Raw genomic sequence first — 15,686 nt, forward strand, 5'->3', positions numbered from 1 at the left:
GGTTGCCGTTCCCGACGCCGATGACTAGCGTGGGCATCCGTAGTTATCCACAGGGCAGCCTCTCCCGCGCTCCCCTTCCCGATCCGTCGTCCGGAGCACCATGTCCTCACCAGCCCAGCCCGATGTCCCGATCTGGACCACGGTGCAGGAGCTGCTGGAATCCGATGACCGGGTCACCCCGCAGCTCCAGGGCTTCCTGAGCCTCGCGGTGCCGGCCGGCGTGATGTCGGCGACGCTGTATCTGGAGGTGCCGAACGACCTCACCGCGGCACAGATCAACAAGCGTCTGCGCCTGCCCATCATGGAGGCCCTCGCTCATGTCGGCGAGGAAGTGACGTCGTATCGGGTGGTCGTGAACCACGAGCTCGCCGATCAGCCCACCGCTCCCATCGCCGTGGCGGACTATGGTCGGCAGGACCCGGTGCGCGCCGAGTCACCGATGGAGCAGCCGACGGCGCTACGCCACGAGTCACGCCTCAACCCGAAGTACACCTTCGACAACTTCGTCATCGGCCAGTCCAACCGCTTCGCCCACGCGGCCGCGGTGGCCGTCGCCGAGGCGCCCGCCAAGGCCTACAACCCGCTCTTCATCTACGGCGACTCCGGACTGGGCAAGACCCACCTCCTGCACGCCATCGGCGACTACGCGCAGTCGCTCTACGCCGGGGTCAAGGTGCGCTACGTCTCCAGCGAGGAGTTCACGAACGACTTCATCAACTCCATCGCCAACAACCGTGGCGCCGCCTTCCAAGCCCGGTACCGCGAGGTGGACATCCTCCTCATCGACGACATCCAGTTCCTCCAGGGGCGTGCGGAGACGCAGGAGGCGTTCTTCCACACGTTCAACACGCTGCACGACCACAACAAGCAGGTCGTGATCACCAGCGATGTCGCGCCGAAGCACCTCACGGGCTTCGAGGACCGCATGCGCAGCCGTTTCGAGTGGGGCCTCATCACCGACGTGCAGGCGCCCGATCTCGAGACCCGTATCGCCATCCTGCGGAAGAAGGCGCAGAGCGAGGCCCTGCACATCCCCGACGAGGTGCTCGAGTACATCGCCACGGTGGTGTCCTCGAACATCCGCGAGCTGGAGGGAGCACTCATCCGGGTGTCGGCGTTCGCGAGCTTGAACCGCTCGGCCCTCGACATCTCCCTCGCCCAGACCGTGCTGCGGGACATCATCGACACGGCCGAGGACAACATCATCTCGCCCACCGACATCATCACGGCGACCGCGCAGTACTTCAAGCTCACGGTCGACGACCTCTACGGGTCCAGCCGTTCGCAGCAGATCGCCACCGCCCGGCAGATCGCCATGTACCTCTGTCGTGAACGGACCAGCCTCTCCCTCCCGAAGATCGGCCAGCTCTTCGGCAACCGCGACCACACGACGGTCATGTATGCCTACAAGAAGATCAGCGAGCTCATGAAAGAGCGTCGCTCCATCTACAACCAGGTGACCGAGATCACCACGCAGCTCGGCCGCCGCTGACGACCTGCACTCACGAGAGGGACGCCGCATCCGATACCCGGACGGCGTCCCTCTCGGCGTTCCCTGACCATCCGCATGGCCGGATAGATGCGTCTATGCACATGTGGATAACTTGTGGATGACCGTGGAACGCGCCGTGCCGGATGTGGGCCAATCCAGCAAACCTGTGGATAACCCCGGGAAGAAGAAACGCTGACCGCCCCCTCTCCACCCGCGGATTCCTCAGGGTCTCCACAAGTGACAGGCTTGTAGTTCCCTACTCGCGTCTGCTTTCCACCGAGTTATCCACAGTATCCACAACTGTTAACACCGTTAAGGAGTTAAGTCATTCAGGGTGCGATCCGATCACCAGACGGTGGGGAGAACCGTCCGAGGCATGACAAGTCCTCCGGCGTAGGGAAGCGCAGGACTGTGGGGCTAGCATGGGATTCCCTGCACTGGCAGGACCCGACGACGACCCGTCATGTTCGACGACAAGGGAGCACCCGTGAGGTTTCAGGTCAACCGCGATGTCTTCAGCGAGGCTGTGTCCTTCGTCGTCAAGCTGCTCCCCCAGCGCAATCCGCAGCCGATCCTCGCCGGAGTCCTGATCGAGGCTGACGGTTCGGGACTCACGCTCTCGGCCTTCGACTACGAGGCCTCCGCACGGACGACCATCGAGGCGACGGTCGAGACCCCGGGCACGATCCTCGTCCACGGCCGCCTGCTCTCGGACATCGCGAGCCGACTCCCGAACGCTCCCATCGAGATCGCCGTGGAGGATGACGGCGGGATCGCCGTCACCTGCGGCTCGGCGCGCTTCACGCTCGCCGCCATGCCGGTCGAGGAATACCCGTCGATCCCCGAGGTGTCGGGATCCTCCGGCGTCGTCCCCGCCGACGAGTTCGGCACCGCGATCGCGCAGGTCGGCTTCGCCGCATCCCGCGACGATGTGACTCCCGTGTTGACGGGTGTCCAGCTCGAGGTCACCGGCCACACGCTCAGCCTCGTCGCCACCGACCGCTACCGGGTCTCGCTCCGCGACGTGCCGTGGGACGGCGAGGCCGTCGAGGCGACCGCGCTGGTCCCCGCTCGCACGCTCGTCGAGGTCGGGAAGACCTTCGGTCACGCCGGCACGATCCAGATCGCGTTCTCGGGAGCCGGAGACCGCGAGATCATCGCGTTCACCGCAGGCAACAAGACCGTGACCTCGCTGCTCATCAAGGGCAACTTCCCCCCGGTGCGACGCCTCTTCCCGGAGCAGACCGACCACTACGCCGTCGTCAACACCGCCGATCTCATCGAAGCCGTCCGTCGTGTGTCCCTCGTGCTCGATCGTGCCGCTCCGCTCCGCTTCACGTTCTCGACCGACAGCGTCACGATGGATGCGTCCGGCAGCGAGCACGCCCGCGCGTCCGAGTCGGTCGACGCGATCCTCTCCGGCGGCGATGAGGTGACCCTGGGGCTCAACCCGCAGTACCTCATCGAGGCGCTCGGCGCGGTCAAGAGCGAGTTCGTGCGGGTGACGTTCACCTCCAGCGACAACGCCAACAAGCTCAGCCCGGTCCTCATCACCAGCCAGACCTCCGTCGACCAGGCCGGTCTGGACTCGTTCAAGTACCTGCTGCAGCCCAACCTGCTCCTGCGCTGAGCGCGAGCTCTCGCCCCGAGGGAGTGTCCGACCCGGGAGGTAGGCTGGCTCCGTGATTGTGGAGCACCTCAGCCTGGTCGATTTCCGCAATTACGCGACCGCGGAACTCGCGCTGCACCGAGGGCCGAACGTGCTCGTCGGGCGGAACGGCCAGGGCAAGACGAACCTCGCCGAGGCTGTGGTCTTCCTCGCGACACTCGGGTCGCATCGGGTGTCGTCCGATGCCCCGATGGTGCGGGACGGCCAGGACTTCGCCGTCATCCGGGCTCGGCTCTCCCACGGCGAGCGGCGCGTGCTGGTCGAGGTGCAGCTCAATCGGCAGGGATCGAACAAGGCTCGCATCAACGGCTCCCCGTCGAAGACCAACGAGCTCCCCCGCTATGCGCACGTCGTGCTGTTCGCGCCGGAAGACCTCCAGATCGTCCGCGGAGACCCGTCGGCCCGTCGCCGGTTCGCCGACCAGCTCCTCATCCAGCGCACCCCGCGTCTCGCCGCGGTACTGGCCGATTACGATCGCGTGCTCAAGCAGCGCAATGCCCTTCTCAAGTCGGCGCGGGCGCGCGGCATCCGCGGTGAGGCCTTGAGCACGCTGGACGTCTGGGACGACAAGCTCGTGTCCCTCGGATCGGAGATCATCACCGCGCGGCAGCGGTTGGCCGCCGACCTGCAGCAGCCGGTGGCCGACGCCTACGCGGCGATCGCGGGCGCCGACCACCGGCCGCAGCTGGACTGGGCCCTGTCCGTTGCCGGCGGCGATCCGGAGGACGACGACGATCGGGACGACACAGAGGGCACCGCTCCCGGCGACGACGTGCGCGGGGACACCCGTCGCATCGCCGAGATGTTCCGCGCCTCCCTCGCCGCGAAGCGATCGAACGAGCTCGACCGCGGCCTCACCCTCACCGGACCGCACCGCGACGATCTGGTGCTGCGTGTCCGCGACCTCCCCGTGAAGGGCTACGCCTCGCATGGCGAGTCCTGGTCCGTCGCACTCGCTCTGCGTCTCGCCTCCGCAGAACTCCTGCGCAGCGAGTCTCCCGCCGGCGACCCGGTGCTCATCCTCGACGACGTCTTCGCCGAGCTCGACGCGGATCGGCGCCAGCGACTCGCCACCCTCACCGCAGGCTACGAGCAGGTGGTGGTCACCGCGGCGGTGGAGGAGGATATCCCCGACGTGCTCCGTGCTCACGTGGTCCGTATCGCGGCGGGCACCATCAGCGACGAACGGAACCGATCGCAGGCAGAGGAGGGTGCCAGCCATGACTGATGTGCTCACCGACAGCGCGGCCGCGCCGGAGGCTCCCGAGACCGTCGCCACCTACCTGCGACTGCGGGGACTCCAGCCGAGTGCCAAGAACTGGAAGCGCAAGCGACGGATCACCGTCGACGACAACGCGCCGTTCACCCCCGGGCGCGATCCGGGCAGTCTCGGTGCCGTGCTCGACACCCTCAGCCGCGAGTCCGGGTGGGAGACGACGCTCGCCCGGGAAGACCTCGTCCGCCAGTGGGCCGACCTCGCCGGGGCGGACACCGCGAAGCACTCGGAGCCGGTGTCGCTCGAGCGCGGACTGCTCACCGTGAAGTGCGATTCGACGGCCTGGGCGAAGAACCTCCAGTTCATGCGCGCGACCATCCTCACGGAGATCGGGCGACGGTATCCGGAGGCGGGGGTGGAGAACCTCCGCTTCATCGGACCGGACGTCCCCTCGTGGAAATGGGGTCCCAGAGCCGTTCCAGGGCGGGGCCCGCGCGATACCTACGGGTAGGGCACCATGCAAGGGGTCCGAAACGCTCAGAGGGCCACACGCGGCCGTTGAGCGGCATTTCGACTCGAAACCCCGCTAGAATGGGAATTCGAGATATCGATCTGGAGAATGCCCTCTGATGACGCCTGAATCCCCTGCTGACGAGACGGAACCGAACAACGACGCTTCGTCGGGCTCACAGGCCGGAGGATCGGCGGCACCCGCACCGAAGAAGCAGCAGCCCGGTGAGTACGGCGCCGACTCGATCCAGATCCTCGAAGGACTCGAGGCCGTGCGCAAGCGCCCCGGCATGTACATCGGCTCGACCGGACCCCGCGGCCTGCACCACCTCGTCTACGAGATCGTCGACAACTCCGTCGATGAGGCGCTGGCCGGCTACGCCGACACGATCTTCGTCACCCTTCTCGCCGACGGCGGCGTGCGCGTGGTCGACAACGGCCGCGGCATCCCCGTCGATCCGCACTCCTCCGACCCGTCGAAGTCCACCGTCGAGGTGGTCCTGACGATCCTGCACGCCGGCGGCAAGTTCGGCGGTGGCGCTTACGCCGTCTCCGGCGGTCTGCACGGCGTCGGATCCTCGGTGGTGAACGCCCTGTCGACCCGCTTCGACGTGGAGGTCAAGCAGAAGGGCTTCGTCTGGCGGCACAGCTTCGCCGACGGCGGCGTCCCGCAGCAGAAGCTCGAGAAGGGCGAGGCCACCGAGGAGACCGGGACGAGCATCACGTTCTGGCCGGACGCGGAGATCTTCCAGGAGACGGTCGAGTTCGATTACGACACGCTCCGCACCCGGTTCCAGCAGATGGCGTTCCTCAACAAGGGACTGCGCATCGAGCTGTCCGACGAGCGGCCGGAGTCGGCGTACGAGACCGAGGAGGACGGCCAGGCGGTCACGAAGCAGCCGAGCGACGTCTTCTTCTACGAGCGCGGTCTCGTCGACTACGTCGAGTACCTGAACAAGGTGCGCCACGCCGAGGTCGTCAACGAGGAGATCATCGCCTTCGAGTCGGAGGACACGGCCCGCAAGATCTCTCTCGAGGTCGCGATGCAGTGGACCACGTCCTACACGGAGAACGTGTTCACCTACGCGAACACGATCAACACGCACGAGGGCGGCACGCACGAGGAGGGCTTCCGGGCGGCGCTCACCACGCTCGTCAACCGCTACGCCCGTGCGAACAACCTCCTTAAGGAGAAGGACGACAACCTCTCCGGCGACGACGTGCGCGAGGGGCTGACCGCCGTCATCTCGATCAAGCTCGGCGAGCCCCAGTTCGAGGGCCAGACCAAGACCAAGCTCGGCAACACCGAGGCGAAGGCGTTCGTGCAGAAGGTGGTCGGGGATCAGCTCGGCGACTGGTTCGACCGCAACCCGACCCAGGCGAAGAACGTCATCCGCAAGGCGATCGACGCGGCGACCGCGCGGCTCGCCGCCCGCAAGGCGCGCGAGACGGCTCGCCGCAAGAGCGTCTTCGAGTCGGCAGCGATGCCCGACAAGCTCAAGGACTGCACGAGCAAGGACCCGTCGATCAGCGAGATCTTCCTCGTGGAGGGCGACTCGGCCGGCGGTTCGGCGGTGCAGGGTCGCGACCCGCACACGCAGGCGATCCTCGCGCTGCGCGGCAAGATCCTCAACGTCGAGCGCGCGCGTCTCGACAAGGCGCTCGGCAACAAGGAAGTCCAGGCGATGATCCAGGCCTTCGGCACGGGCATCGGCGAGGAGTTCGACATCGAGAAGGCGCGCTATCACAAGATCGTGCTGATGGCCGATGCCGACGTCGACGGCCAGCACATCACCACCCTGCTGCTCACGCTGCTGTTCCGCTACATGCGCGGACTCATCGAGGCCGGCTTCGTGTACCTCGCGATGCCCCCGCTCTACCGCCTGAAGTGGTCGAACGCGGCGCACGAGTACGTGTTCAGCGACGCCGAGCGCGACGCGCTGCTGGCCTACGGCCTGGAGAACGGCAAGCGCATCCCGAAGGACGCCGGCATCCAGCGCTACAAGGGTCTCGGCGAGATGAACGCCAAGGAGCTGTGGGAGACCACGATGGACCACACCACCCGGACGCTCCGCCAGGTGACCATCGAGGACGCCGCCGCCGCAGACGAGATCTTCAGCGTGCTGATGGGCGAGGACGTGGAATCGCGTCGGAGCTTCATCCAGCGCAACGCCAAGGACGTCCGGTTCCTCGACATCTGATCACCGCGGGGCCCCTGAGCGTGTGCCAGGGGATCCGACGCCTCGACAAGCTCAGCCAACCAGGAAAGACACATGACTGACGAAGAACGCCCCGACATCACTGAGGGCCACGAGCACGGCAAGATCGACCAGGTCGATCTGCAGTCGGAGATGCAGCGCAGCTATCTCGACTACGCCATGGCGGTCATCGTCGGCCGTGCTCTCCCCGATGTGCGCGACGGTCTCAAGCCCGTGCACCGGCGCGTGATCTACGGCATGTACGACGGCGGATTCCGCCCCGACAAGTCGTTCTCCAAGTGCGCCCGCGTCGTCGGCGAGGTCATGGGTCAGTATCACCCGCACGGCGACTCGGCGATCTACGACGCGCTCGTCCGCCTGGTGCAGCCGTGGTCGCTCCGATACCCGCTCGCTCTCGGCCAGGGCAACTTCGGCTCCCCCGGAAACATGGGCGCGGCGGCACCGCGGTACACCGAGACGAAGATGGCCCCGCTCGCGCTCGAGATGGTGCGCGACATCGAAGAGGACACCGTCGACTTCGCCGACAACTACGACGGTCAGACCCAGGAGCCGACGGTTCTGCCGTCCCGGTTCCCGAACCTCCTCGTCAACGGCTCGGTCGGCATCGCGGTCGGCATGGCGACCAACATCCCGCCGCACAACCTCCGTGAGGTATCCGATGCCGCGCTGTGGGCGCTGGACAACCCGGACCTCCCCCGGGAGCAGCTGCTGGACGGGCTGATCCAGCGCATCCCCGGACCGGACTTCCCGACCGGCGCGCAGATCCTCGGCACGAAGGGCATCCACGAGGCGTACCGCACCGGCCGCGGCTCGATCACGATGCGCGCGGTCGTCAACGTCGAGGAGATCCAGGGGCGGACCTGCCTGGTCATCACCGAGCTGCCGTACCAGGTGAACCCCGACAACGTGGCCGTCAAGATCGGCGACCTCGCGCGCGACGGCAAGATCACCGGCATCGCCGACATCCGCGACGAGTCCTCGGACCGCACGGGTCAGCGCCTCGTCGTCGTGCTCAAGCGCGATGCCGTGGCGAAGGTGGTGCTGAACAACCTCTACAAGCACACGCAGCTGCAGGAGAACTTCGGCGCGAACATGCTCGCGATCGTGGACGGCGTGCCCCGGACGCTCGCGATCGACGGCTTCATCTCGAACTGGATCGCCCACCAGATCGACGTCATCGTGCGACGGACGCAGTTCCGGCTGAACGAGGCCGAGAAGCGCATGCACATCCTGCGCGGCTACCTGAAGGCGCTCGACGCGCTCGATGAGGTGATCGCGCTCATCCGCCGGTCGCAGACGACCCAAGATGCGAACGAGGGTCTGCAGAAGCTCCTCGACATCGACGAGATCCAGGCCGATGCGATCCTGCAGATGCAGCTCCGTCGCCTCGCCGCACTGGAGCGTCAGAAGATCATCGACCAGGCGAACGAGCTCGAGGCGCTCATCGCGGACTACAAGGCGATCCTCGCCGATGAGGGCCGGCAGCGGACGATCATCCGCGAAGAGCTCACCGCGATCGTCGACCGGTTCGGGGACGAGCGGCGCACGCACATCCTGCACGGCTTCGACGGCGACGTCTCGATGGAAGACCTCATCGCCGAGGAGGAGATGGTCGTCACCGTCACGCGCGAGGGCTACATCAAGCGCACGCGCAGCGACAACTACCGTTCGCAGCACCGGGGTGGCAAGGGCGTCAAGGGCGCCCAGCTCCGCGCCGACGACATCGTCGAGCACTTCTTCGTCACGACGACCCATCACTGGCTGCTGTTCTTCACCGACAAGGGCCGGGTCTACCGCGCGAAGACGTACGAGGTGCCGGAGGCCGGGCGTGACGCGAAGGGCACGCACGTCGCGAACCTCCTCGCGCTGCAGCCGGACGAGAGCATCGCGCAGGTCCTCGACATCCGCGACTACGCGGTGGCCGACTACCTCGTCCTCGCCACGCGCGAAGGCCTGGTCAAGAAGACCCGCCTGGACAACTACGACACCAACCGCCAGGGCGGCGTGATCGCGATCCGGCTGAACGACGAGGACGAGCTGGTCAGCGCCCTCCTCGTCAACGCCGAGGACGACATCCTCCTCATCAGCCGCAAGGGCATGTCGGTGCGGTTCCAGGCGACCGACGAGGCCCTGCGCCCGATGGGTCGCGCCACCGCCGGCGTGAAGGGCATGAAGTTCCGCGAGGGCGACAGCCTGCTGTCCGCTTCGGTCGCCGCACTCGGGAAGTATGTGTTCGTCGTGACCGACGGCGGCTATGCCAAGCGCACCGCCGTCGAGGAATACCGGGTCCAGGGGCGCGGCGGATACGGCATCAAGGTCGCCAAGCTGAACGACGATCGGGGCACTCTCGCGGGCGGTCTGATCGTGTCCGAGGACGACGAGGTCTTGGTGGTTCTGTCCAGCGGCAAGGTGGTACGCTCTGCCGTGGCCGAGGTCCCCGCCAAGGGTCGCGACACCATGGGAGTGGTGTTCGCCCGCACGACGGAGGCCGACCGCATCCTCGCCATCGCCCGGAACGGTGAGCGTGGTCTCACCGAAGAGGAGACCGAGCCGGATGCCGATGCCGAGGCCCCCCAGACGACTGAGACACCCGAGGATACAGACGCATGAGCACAGTGGCCGACAAGCTGGCGAAGAAGTCGACACGGAAGACCGGCGGTAAGCAGGTCCGTCTGCGGCTCGTCTACGTCGACTTCTGGTCCGCCGTGAAGCTCTCGTTCCTGGGAGCGGTCGCACTGGCCGTGGTCACGATGGTGTCGTTCTTCCTGATCTTCCTCGTGCTCCAGGCCACCGGCATCATGTCCACGGCGGACGAGTTCGTGCGCAGCTTCACCGACGGCGCCATCCCGCTGTCGGAGCTCGTGGGTCTGCCGCAGGTCATGGCGTTCGCCGCCGTCGTCGCGATCCTCAACCTCATCGTGTTCACGGTGCTCGGCGCCGTCGTCGCCGGAATCTACAACCTGGCCGTGAAGGTCACCGGCGGGCTGCTCGTCGGCTTCATGTCGAACTGAGCCTCCGAGACCCCGCCTTTCCGCCGAGACCCCGGCCTGCACACGGATGCAGGCCGGGGTTTCGGCGATAGGACGGGGTTTCGGCAGAGTAGGGAAAACCCGAACGGGAGTGTCCGGCTGACTCGGTGGGCGCGGTCGCGCGGCGGCCCTACCGTGGAAGCATGACCACACAGACTGCGACCCCCGCGGCCGCTGCGACCGGGAGGCCGCCGCTGCGTATCCCCCTCACGATCCTGCATCTCGCCGGTGTCGGGGTGATCGGGGGCGCCATCTTCGGGATGCTCGGCGGGCTCCTCGGCACCGGGCTCGGCCTCCTCTTCGTCTTCGGCGTCGGCATCGTGGTGCTCGTAGGCCTCGTGTACGCGCTCTTCGGCGTCGGCTGGTTCGAGATCGCCCGCGTCGCCGGCCTGTACCGGGTGCCGAACGCCCCGCTGCGGCTCCAGCCTCGGGACCGGCCCGGCTTCGGCGGCTGGCTCCGCTCCCTCGGGCGGCAGGCCATCGACGGACGGATGTGGCGCGCGGTCGCGAACTTCGCCATCACCGCCGTCCTCGGGTTCGTGGTGCTCCGGCTGTTCTGGGCCTTCCTCTGGTCGATCTTCATCGCCTTCGCCCCGCTGACGTCGGTAGAGACGATCATCGGTCCCTTCGGCGGCGGGCAGATCCCGGTGTCCTGGGCGCCCCTGATCGGCATCCTCGGCGCGCTCGCCTCGGCGGCCGGCATCATCGGCCTCGCGCTCCTGGCTCGCACGATCGCTCTGGCGATCGTCGCCCGGGCCCGGGAGGTCGAGCTCACCGAGCGCGTGCGGGCATCCACCGCCCAGCGAGAGGGAGCGGTCCGCGCGGCCGACCTGGAACGGACGCGGATCGAGCGCGACCTGCACGACGGCGTCCAGCCGCGGCTCGTCTCGGTCGGGATGACGCTGGGGCTCGCCCAGCAGAAGATCGACACCGACCCCGACGCCGCGAAGGAGCTCATCTCCGAGGCGCACACGTCGACGAAGGCGGCGATCACCGAGCTCCGGCAGCTCGCACGAGGCATCCACGCGTCGGTGCTCGACGACCGCGGCCTGGACGCCGCACTGTCGGCGCTCGCCAGCCGCTCCCCCATCCCCGTGCAGTTGGACGTGCGGATGGACCCTTCGACAAGCTCAGGGACCCAGGGTGGCGGCTCAGGGACCCAGGGGTACGGCTCAGGGACCCAGGGTGGCGGCTCGGGGAGCCAGGGTTACGGCTCCGGGGCTGCGCGGCCGGGGCGCGATGCGGAGGCGGCGGTGTACTTCTCCATCGCCGAGTCGCTGACCAACGCGGCGAAGCACTCCCGAGCGAGCGAAGCGCGCGTCACGGTCCGGCTCCGTGAGGGGAACACCCTCTGGGCGCGGGTCGAGGACAACGGCATGGGCGGCGCCCAGGTGATCCCGGGCGGAGGCCTCGACGGCATCGCGAACCGGATCCTCGCCGCCGGCGGGACCTTTCGACTCGACAGCCCCCAGGGCGGTCCGACCAGCCTGGAGGTGAACGTGCCATGCGCATCCTGATCTGCGAGGATTCCGTCCTCCTGCGCGAGGGCCTGGTGCGCCTCCTCGAAGACGCAGGCCACGAGGTGGTCGCCGCGCTCACCGACACGACCGGTCTTCGCGAGGCCGTGCTCTCGACCACGCCCGACCTCTGCATCCTGGACGTGCGGCTGCCGCCCACCTTCACGGACGAGGGCATCCGCGCGGCCCTGGATCTGCGGGCCATGCACCCGGCGCTCGCCATCCTCGTGCTCTCGCAGTACGTGGAAGAGCGCTACGCGTCCGACCTCATCGCCGCGCAGGGCGGTCCGCTCGGCTATCTCCTGAAGGACCGGGTGGCGGACGTCGCCGAGTTCATCGATTCGGTGCAGCGCATCGCCGACGGCGCCACGGTGCTGGACCCGGAAGTGGTGGCTCAGCTCCTGACCCGGCGGAACCGCGACGACCGCATGATGCGGCTCACCGAGCGGGAGCGCACCGTGCTGGCCCTGCTCGCCGAGGGCAAGTCGAACCAGGCGATCGCCGGCCTCCTCTTCCTCTCGGCGGCGAGCGTCGAGAAGCACATCACCTCCATCTTCCAGAAGCTGGGCTTCGAACAGGACGAGTCGGGCAACCGCCGCGTGCTCGCCGCCCTCGCCCACCTCGAGAACACGGGCGGCACGACGCCGCCGAACGGCCAGACAGGAGTCACACGATGACCACCGAGAACACCGGAGCACAGGGGGGACACACCCCGATCACTCCTCCCCCGCCGCCGTCCGCGGCCTCACCCACGCCGGCGCCCGGCGCGCCCGGACCCCAGCGCTCGTCCGGAGCGACGGCGGTGATGATCGTCACCGCCGTGGTCGGTGGGATCGCCCTGCTCGGAGCCGGAGGCACGGCGGCCGTCGCGGCGACCGGCACCCTCCTCTCCTCCAGCCGGCCGGATTCGGTGCAGACGGTGGACGTCGACGGCGTCACCGCGATCGATCTCGACGCCGACGCGAGTATGGTCCGCATCGACTTCGGCGATGTGGACGCGGCGGAGCTCTCCGTGACCAACGGCCGCGGTTCGTGGACGTTCGAGCGCGAGGCGGACGAGCTCGTCGTCCGGAGTCCTCGGCCGGCCTTCGGCTGGTGGTTCGGCAACTGGTTCGGCGACGACGAGCGTGCCGTCCTCACCCTTCCGGAGGAGCTCAGCGGCTCCGACCTCGACGCGAGTCTCACGCTCGATGCCGGCGCTCTCGACGTCTCCGGTGAGTTCGGCACGCTGGAGGTCCAGATCAACGCCGGATCCCTCGACGTCTCCGGTGCGGCCTCGGCCTTCGATGTGCAGATGAACGCGGGACGCGCGGACGTCCTCCTGGACGGCGTCGACCAGGCGGATCTCGGCATCGCTGCAGGCGATCTGACGGTGGAGCTGACCGGCGATGCGCCGACGACGACCACGATCGACGTGAGCGCCGGATCGCTGAATCTGACCCTTCCCGACGTGGAGTATCGGATCAGTCAGGACGTCAACGCGGGCTCGTTCGATGCCCGGGTCGACGAGTCCCCGAGCGCTCGCCGCACGATCGACGTGTCCGTGTCGGCCGGCAGCGTGGACGTCAGTCCGGGACGGTGACCCGGCCGAGGGCGAGGATCCCGGAGGGGGTCCTCGCCCTCGATTCGGATTTTCGCCGAAACTCCGGTAATGTTCTGGAGGTTGACGGGGCTATAGCTCAGGCGGTTAGAGCGCTTCACTGATAATGAAGAGGTCCCAGGTTCAAGTCCTGGTAGCCCCACCCTTTCAATTCAAGAATTCCCTCACGGGGCCTTAGCTCAGTTGGTAGAGCGCCTGCTTTGCAAGCAGGATGTCAGGAGTTCGAATCTCCTAGGCTCCACCATCCTCTCCCTCACCGATCGGCCGGCGTGAGTTCGTGCGGCGCCGTGTTCAGTCGCTCGGCCCCGTCTGCCGTCACGACCACGATGTCCTCGATGCGGGCTCCCCACTCGCCGGCGAAGTAGATGCCGGGCTCGATGCTGAAGGCCATGCCCTCGCGGAGCACGAGGTCGTTGCCGGGGGCGATGTAGGGCTCCTCATGCACCGAGACGCCGATCCCGTGACCCGTGCGGTGCAGGAACGCCTCGCCGAGCCCCGCCTCCGTGAGAACCGAGCGGGCGGCCGCGTCGACCTCCGCCGCGGTGACCCCGGGGTGCACCGCATCCACGGCGGCCTGCTGCGCCCGGACGAGAGTGGCGATCCGGTCCGCGGCTGCCGGATCGGGCGTTCCGACGACGTAGGTCCTCGTGCTGTCCGAGTTGTAGCCGCTCGGAACGGCGCCCCCGATGTCGACGACCACCACATCGCCGTCCTCGATGACCCGGTCGGAGACCTCGTGGTGCGGGTCGGCCCCGTTAGGCCCCGACCCGACGATGACGAACTCGACGGTCCGATGCCCCTCCTCCACGATCGCCGCGGCGATGTCGGCGGCGACCTCCCGCTCGGTGCGGCCGGCGCGCAGCCAGCCGGGCACGCGGCGGTGCACGGCATCGATCGCCGCGCCGGCTCGGCGCAGCTCGGCGATCTCCTCGTCGTCCTTGGTCATCCGGCCCTCGCGGAGCACCGGCGTGGCGAGTTCGAGCCGGGCCTGCAGCCGTTCCCCGATCGGGACGACGTGCAACGCGGGAAGCGCATCCGACACCCCGACGCGGGAGACGGGACCGGTCGCCGCGGCGACGAGGGCGTAGGGATCGTCGCCGTCGACCCAATCGGCGACGGTCAGTCCGAGTTCTCCGACGGCCGTGCTGCGCACCTTGGCGAGCTCCATCCGCGGGACGATGACCGTCGCCGCGCCCTGCGGCGGCAGGACGAGGGCGGTCAGCCGCTCGATGGTGTCACCCTCGACACCGAGGAGGTACTGCAGGTCGGGGCCGGGACCGACGATGATCGCGTCGAGGCCAGCCTCCTTGGCGCGCTCCTGCGCGCGTGCGAGACGGCGGGTGTAGACGGCGGCGGAGAAGGGAAGGGTGCTCACAGGCACCACGCTAACGCGCGCGACCCCGCTGCGTCAGATCCACTTCGGGATCAGCTGATCGCCTGGCGGATGCGTCCGGCGAGGAACTCGAGGTCCTTCTCCGTGAGCGCGGTCACCGCGTACGCGGTCGGCCAGACGGTGCCGTCATCGAGGTTGGAGATCGGCTCGAACCCGAAGGTGCCGTAGCGGACCTTGAACTTGCTGGCCGGCTGGAAGAAGCACAGCACCTTCCCGTCGCGCCCCCACGCGGGCATACCGTAGTACGTGCGCGGCACGAGGTCCGGCGCCACCTCGGAGACCAGCGCGTGCAGCTTCTCCGCAAGGGCCCTGTCCTCATCGGTGAGCTTGGCGACGGCCTCCTTCAGGTCGGCCTCTCCGGCCGCGCGCAGCTCCTCCGGCGACTTCTTCGCTCGCGAGCGTCGCGTGCGGGCCTCCTTGGCGGCGGCCTGCATGGCCTCGCGCTCCTCGGCGGTGAAGTTCTTCTCGGTGTCAGCCATGATGTTCCTCTCGTGGGCCGGATGATGCTCCCAGCGTAGGGACGGCGCGTGATGTCGGGCTTCTCGATTCGTGATCGATCACCCCGATCGTCACGCGGCGAGGGACGGCCCGAGACCCGGATAAGGTGTGACGCATGGACCTGCGCGTCGCCGCATACGGGGTCGTCACCGATGAGGGTGGGCGCCTCCTGCTGGCGCGGTGGACGGAGGGCCGACGCGTGGCGTGGACGCTCCCGGGCGGCGGCCTGGAACCGGGCGAGGCGCCGGAGGATGCGGTGCGGCGGGAGCTCCGCGAGGAGACCGGGTACACGGTCCGGGTCGGGCAACTCCTCGGCATCCACTCCCGTGTCATCCCGGCCGGACGGCGCGTGCAGAAGTCGTCCGACCCCCTGCATACCCTGCGCATCGTCTATCGGGCCGAGGTCACCGGGGGGAAGCTGCGCTGGGAGACGGACGGCTCCACCGATCGCGCCGAGTGGTTCGCGCTCTCCGCGGTCGCCGGACTGCAGCGTGTACGGCTGGTGGACATCGCCCTGCGGATGGCCGGCCTGCTCTGAGGCTC

The 15,686-nt window shown here is 68.1% G+C and carries 13 protein-coding genes and 2 tRNA genes; 13 read left to right on the forward strand and 2 right to left on the reverse strand.

Translation table 11 applies throughout. The annotated features are described in order from the left end of the window. Positions 1 to 100: 100 nt before the first annotated feature. The 12 genes from dnaA (at position 101) to C6C15_RS00060 (ending at position 13,496) form a co-directional block, all read left to right on the forward strand. A complete protein-coding gene (gene dnaA / locus C6C15_RS00005) occupies positions 101 to 1,492 on the forward strand; it encodes a chromosomal replication initiator protein DnaA (RefSeq protein ID WP_060921326.1) in 1,392 nt (463 codons plus the stop codon). Between the two features lie 487 nt (positions 1,493 to 1,979). Beyond that, complete coding sequence (gene dnaN / locus C6C15_RS00010; protein ID WP_025102872.1) at positions 1,980 to 3,122, forward strand: DNA polymerase III subunit beta; 1,143 nt, start codon at positions 1,980 to 1,982, stop codon at positions 3,120 to 3,122. A gap of 52 nt (positions 3,123 to 3,174) precedes the next feature. Then, positions 3,175 to 4,389 (forward strand): DNA replication/repair protein RecF, encoded by a 1,215-nt coding sequence (gene recF, locus C6C15_RS00015; protein ID WP_060921325.1) that lies wholly within the window; start codon positions 3,175 to 3,177, stop codon positions 4,387 to 4,389. Then, a complete protein-coding gene (locus C6C15_RS00020; protein WP_105948954.1) occupies positions 4,382 to 4,888 on the forward strand; it encodes a DUF721 domain-containing protein in 507 nt (168 codons plus the stop codon). The genes recF and C6C15_RS00020 overlap by 8 nt, the downstream gene beginning before the upstream one ends. A 118-nt stretch (positions 4,889 to 5,006) precedes the next feature. Next, the gene (gyrB, locus tag C6C15_RS00025; protein WP_082749948.1) at positions 5,007 to 7,088 is read left to right on the forward strand and encodes a DNA topoisomerase (ATP-hydrolyzing) subunit B; all 2,082 of its coding nucleotides are present in this window, start codon (positions 5,007 to 5,009) and stop codon (positions 7,086 to 7,088) included. A gap of 72 nt (positions 7,089 to 7,160) precedes the next feature. Beyond that, the gene (gene gyrA / locus C6C15_RS00030) at positions 7,161 to 9,716 is read left to right on the forward strand and encodes a DNA gyrase subunit A (RefSeq protein WP_105948955.1); all 2,556 of its coding nucleotides are present in this window, start codon (positions 7,161 to 7,163) and stop codon (positions 9,714 to 9,716) included. Next, positions 9,713 to 10,117: a DUF3566 domain-containing protein gene (locus C6C15_RS00035; RefSeq protein ID WP_025102877.1), complete on the forward strand. Its 405-nt coding sequence runs from the start codon at positions 9,713 to 9,715 to the stop codon at positions 10,115 to 10,117. Before gyrA ends, C6C15_RS00035 begins: the two co-directional genes overlap by 4 nt. 161 nt (positions 10,118 to 10,278) lie before the next feature. Continuing rightward, positions 10,279 to 11,652, forward strand: coding sequence for a sensor histidine kinase (locus tag C6C15_RS00040; RefSeq protein ID WP_105948956.1), 1,374 nt, complete (start codon positions 10,279 to 10,281; stop codon positions 11,650 to 11,652). Then, positions 11,640 to 12,329, forward strand: coding sequence for a LuxR C-terminal-related transcriptional regulator (locus C6C15_RS00045; RefSeq protein ID WP_060922731.1), 690 nt, complete (start codon positions 11,640 to 11,642; stop codon positions 12,327 to 12,329). Before C6C15_RS00040 ends, C6C15_RS00045 begins: the two co-directional genes overlap by 13 nt. Further along, a complete protein-coding gene (locus C6C15_RS00050) occupies positions 12,326 to 13,234 on the forward strand; it encodes a DUF4097 family beta strand repeat-containing protein (RefSeq protein ID WP_158698483.1) in 909 nt (302 codons plus the stop codon). The genes C6C15_RS00045 and C6C15_RS00050 overlap by 4 nt, the downstream gene beginning before the upstream one ends. An 86-nt stretch (positions 13,235 to 13,320) precedes the next feature. Continuing rightward, positions 13,321 to 13,394 (forward strand) — tRNA-Ile (locus tag C6C15_RS00055). A gap of 26 nt (positions 13,395 to 13,420) precedes the next feature. Next, positions 13,421 to 13,496: transfer RNA gene (locus C6C15_RS00060), tRNA-Ala, on the forward strand. Positions 13,497 to 13,505: 9 nt separating this feature from the next. Here the strand turns inward: C6C15_RS00060 and C6C15_RS00065 are convergent. After that, positions 13,506 to 14,627: a M24 family metallopeptidase gene (locus C6C15_RS00065; protein WP_105950716.1), complete on the reverse strand. Its 1,122-nt coding sequence runs from the start codon at positions 14,625 to 14,627 to the stop codon at positions 13,506 to 13,508. A gap of 50 nt (positions 14,628 to 14,677) precedes the next feature. Then, positions 14,678 to 15,124, reverse strand: a complete 447-nt coding sequence (locus C6C15_RS00070; protein ID WP_060922728.1) for an iron chaperone — start codon at positions 15,122 to 15,124, stop codon at positions 14,678 to 14,680. Positions 15,125 to 15,258: 134 nt separating this feature from the next. Here C6C15_RS00070 and C6C15_RS00075 point away from each other — a divergent pair, with 134 nt between their 5' ends. Then, positions 15,259 to 15,681 carry an NUDIX hydrolase gene (locus C6C15_RS00075; RefSeq protein ID WP_060922727.1) on the forward strand — a complete coding sequence of 141 codons (423 nt, stop codon included), beginning with the start codon at positions 15,259 to 15,261 and terminating at the stop codon, positions 15,679 to 15,681. The last annotated feature ends 5 nt before the right edge of the window (positions 15,682 to 15,686 follow it).

Origin of the sequence: Microbacterium sp. str. 'China' (assembly GCF_002993305.1) — a bacterium.
In the GTDB taxonomy this organism is placed as follows: Bacteria; Actinomycetota; Actinomycetes; order Actinomycetales; family Microbacteriaceae; genus Microbacterium; species Microbacterium paraoxydans.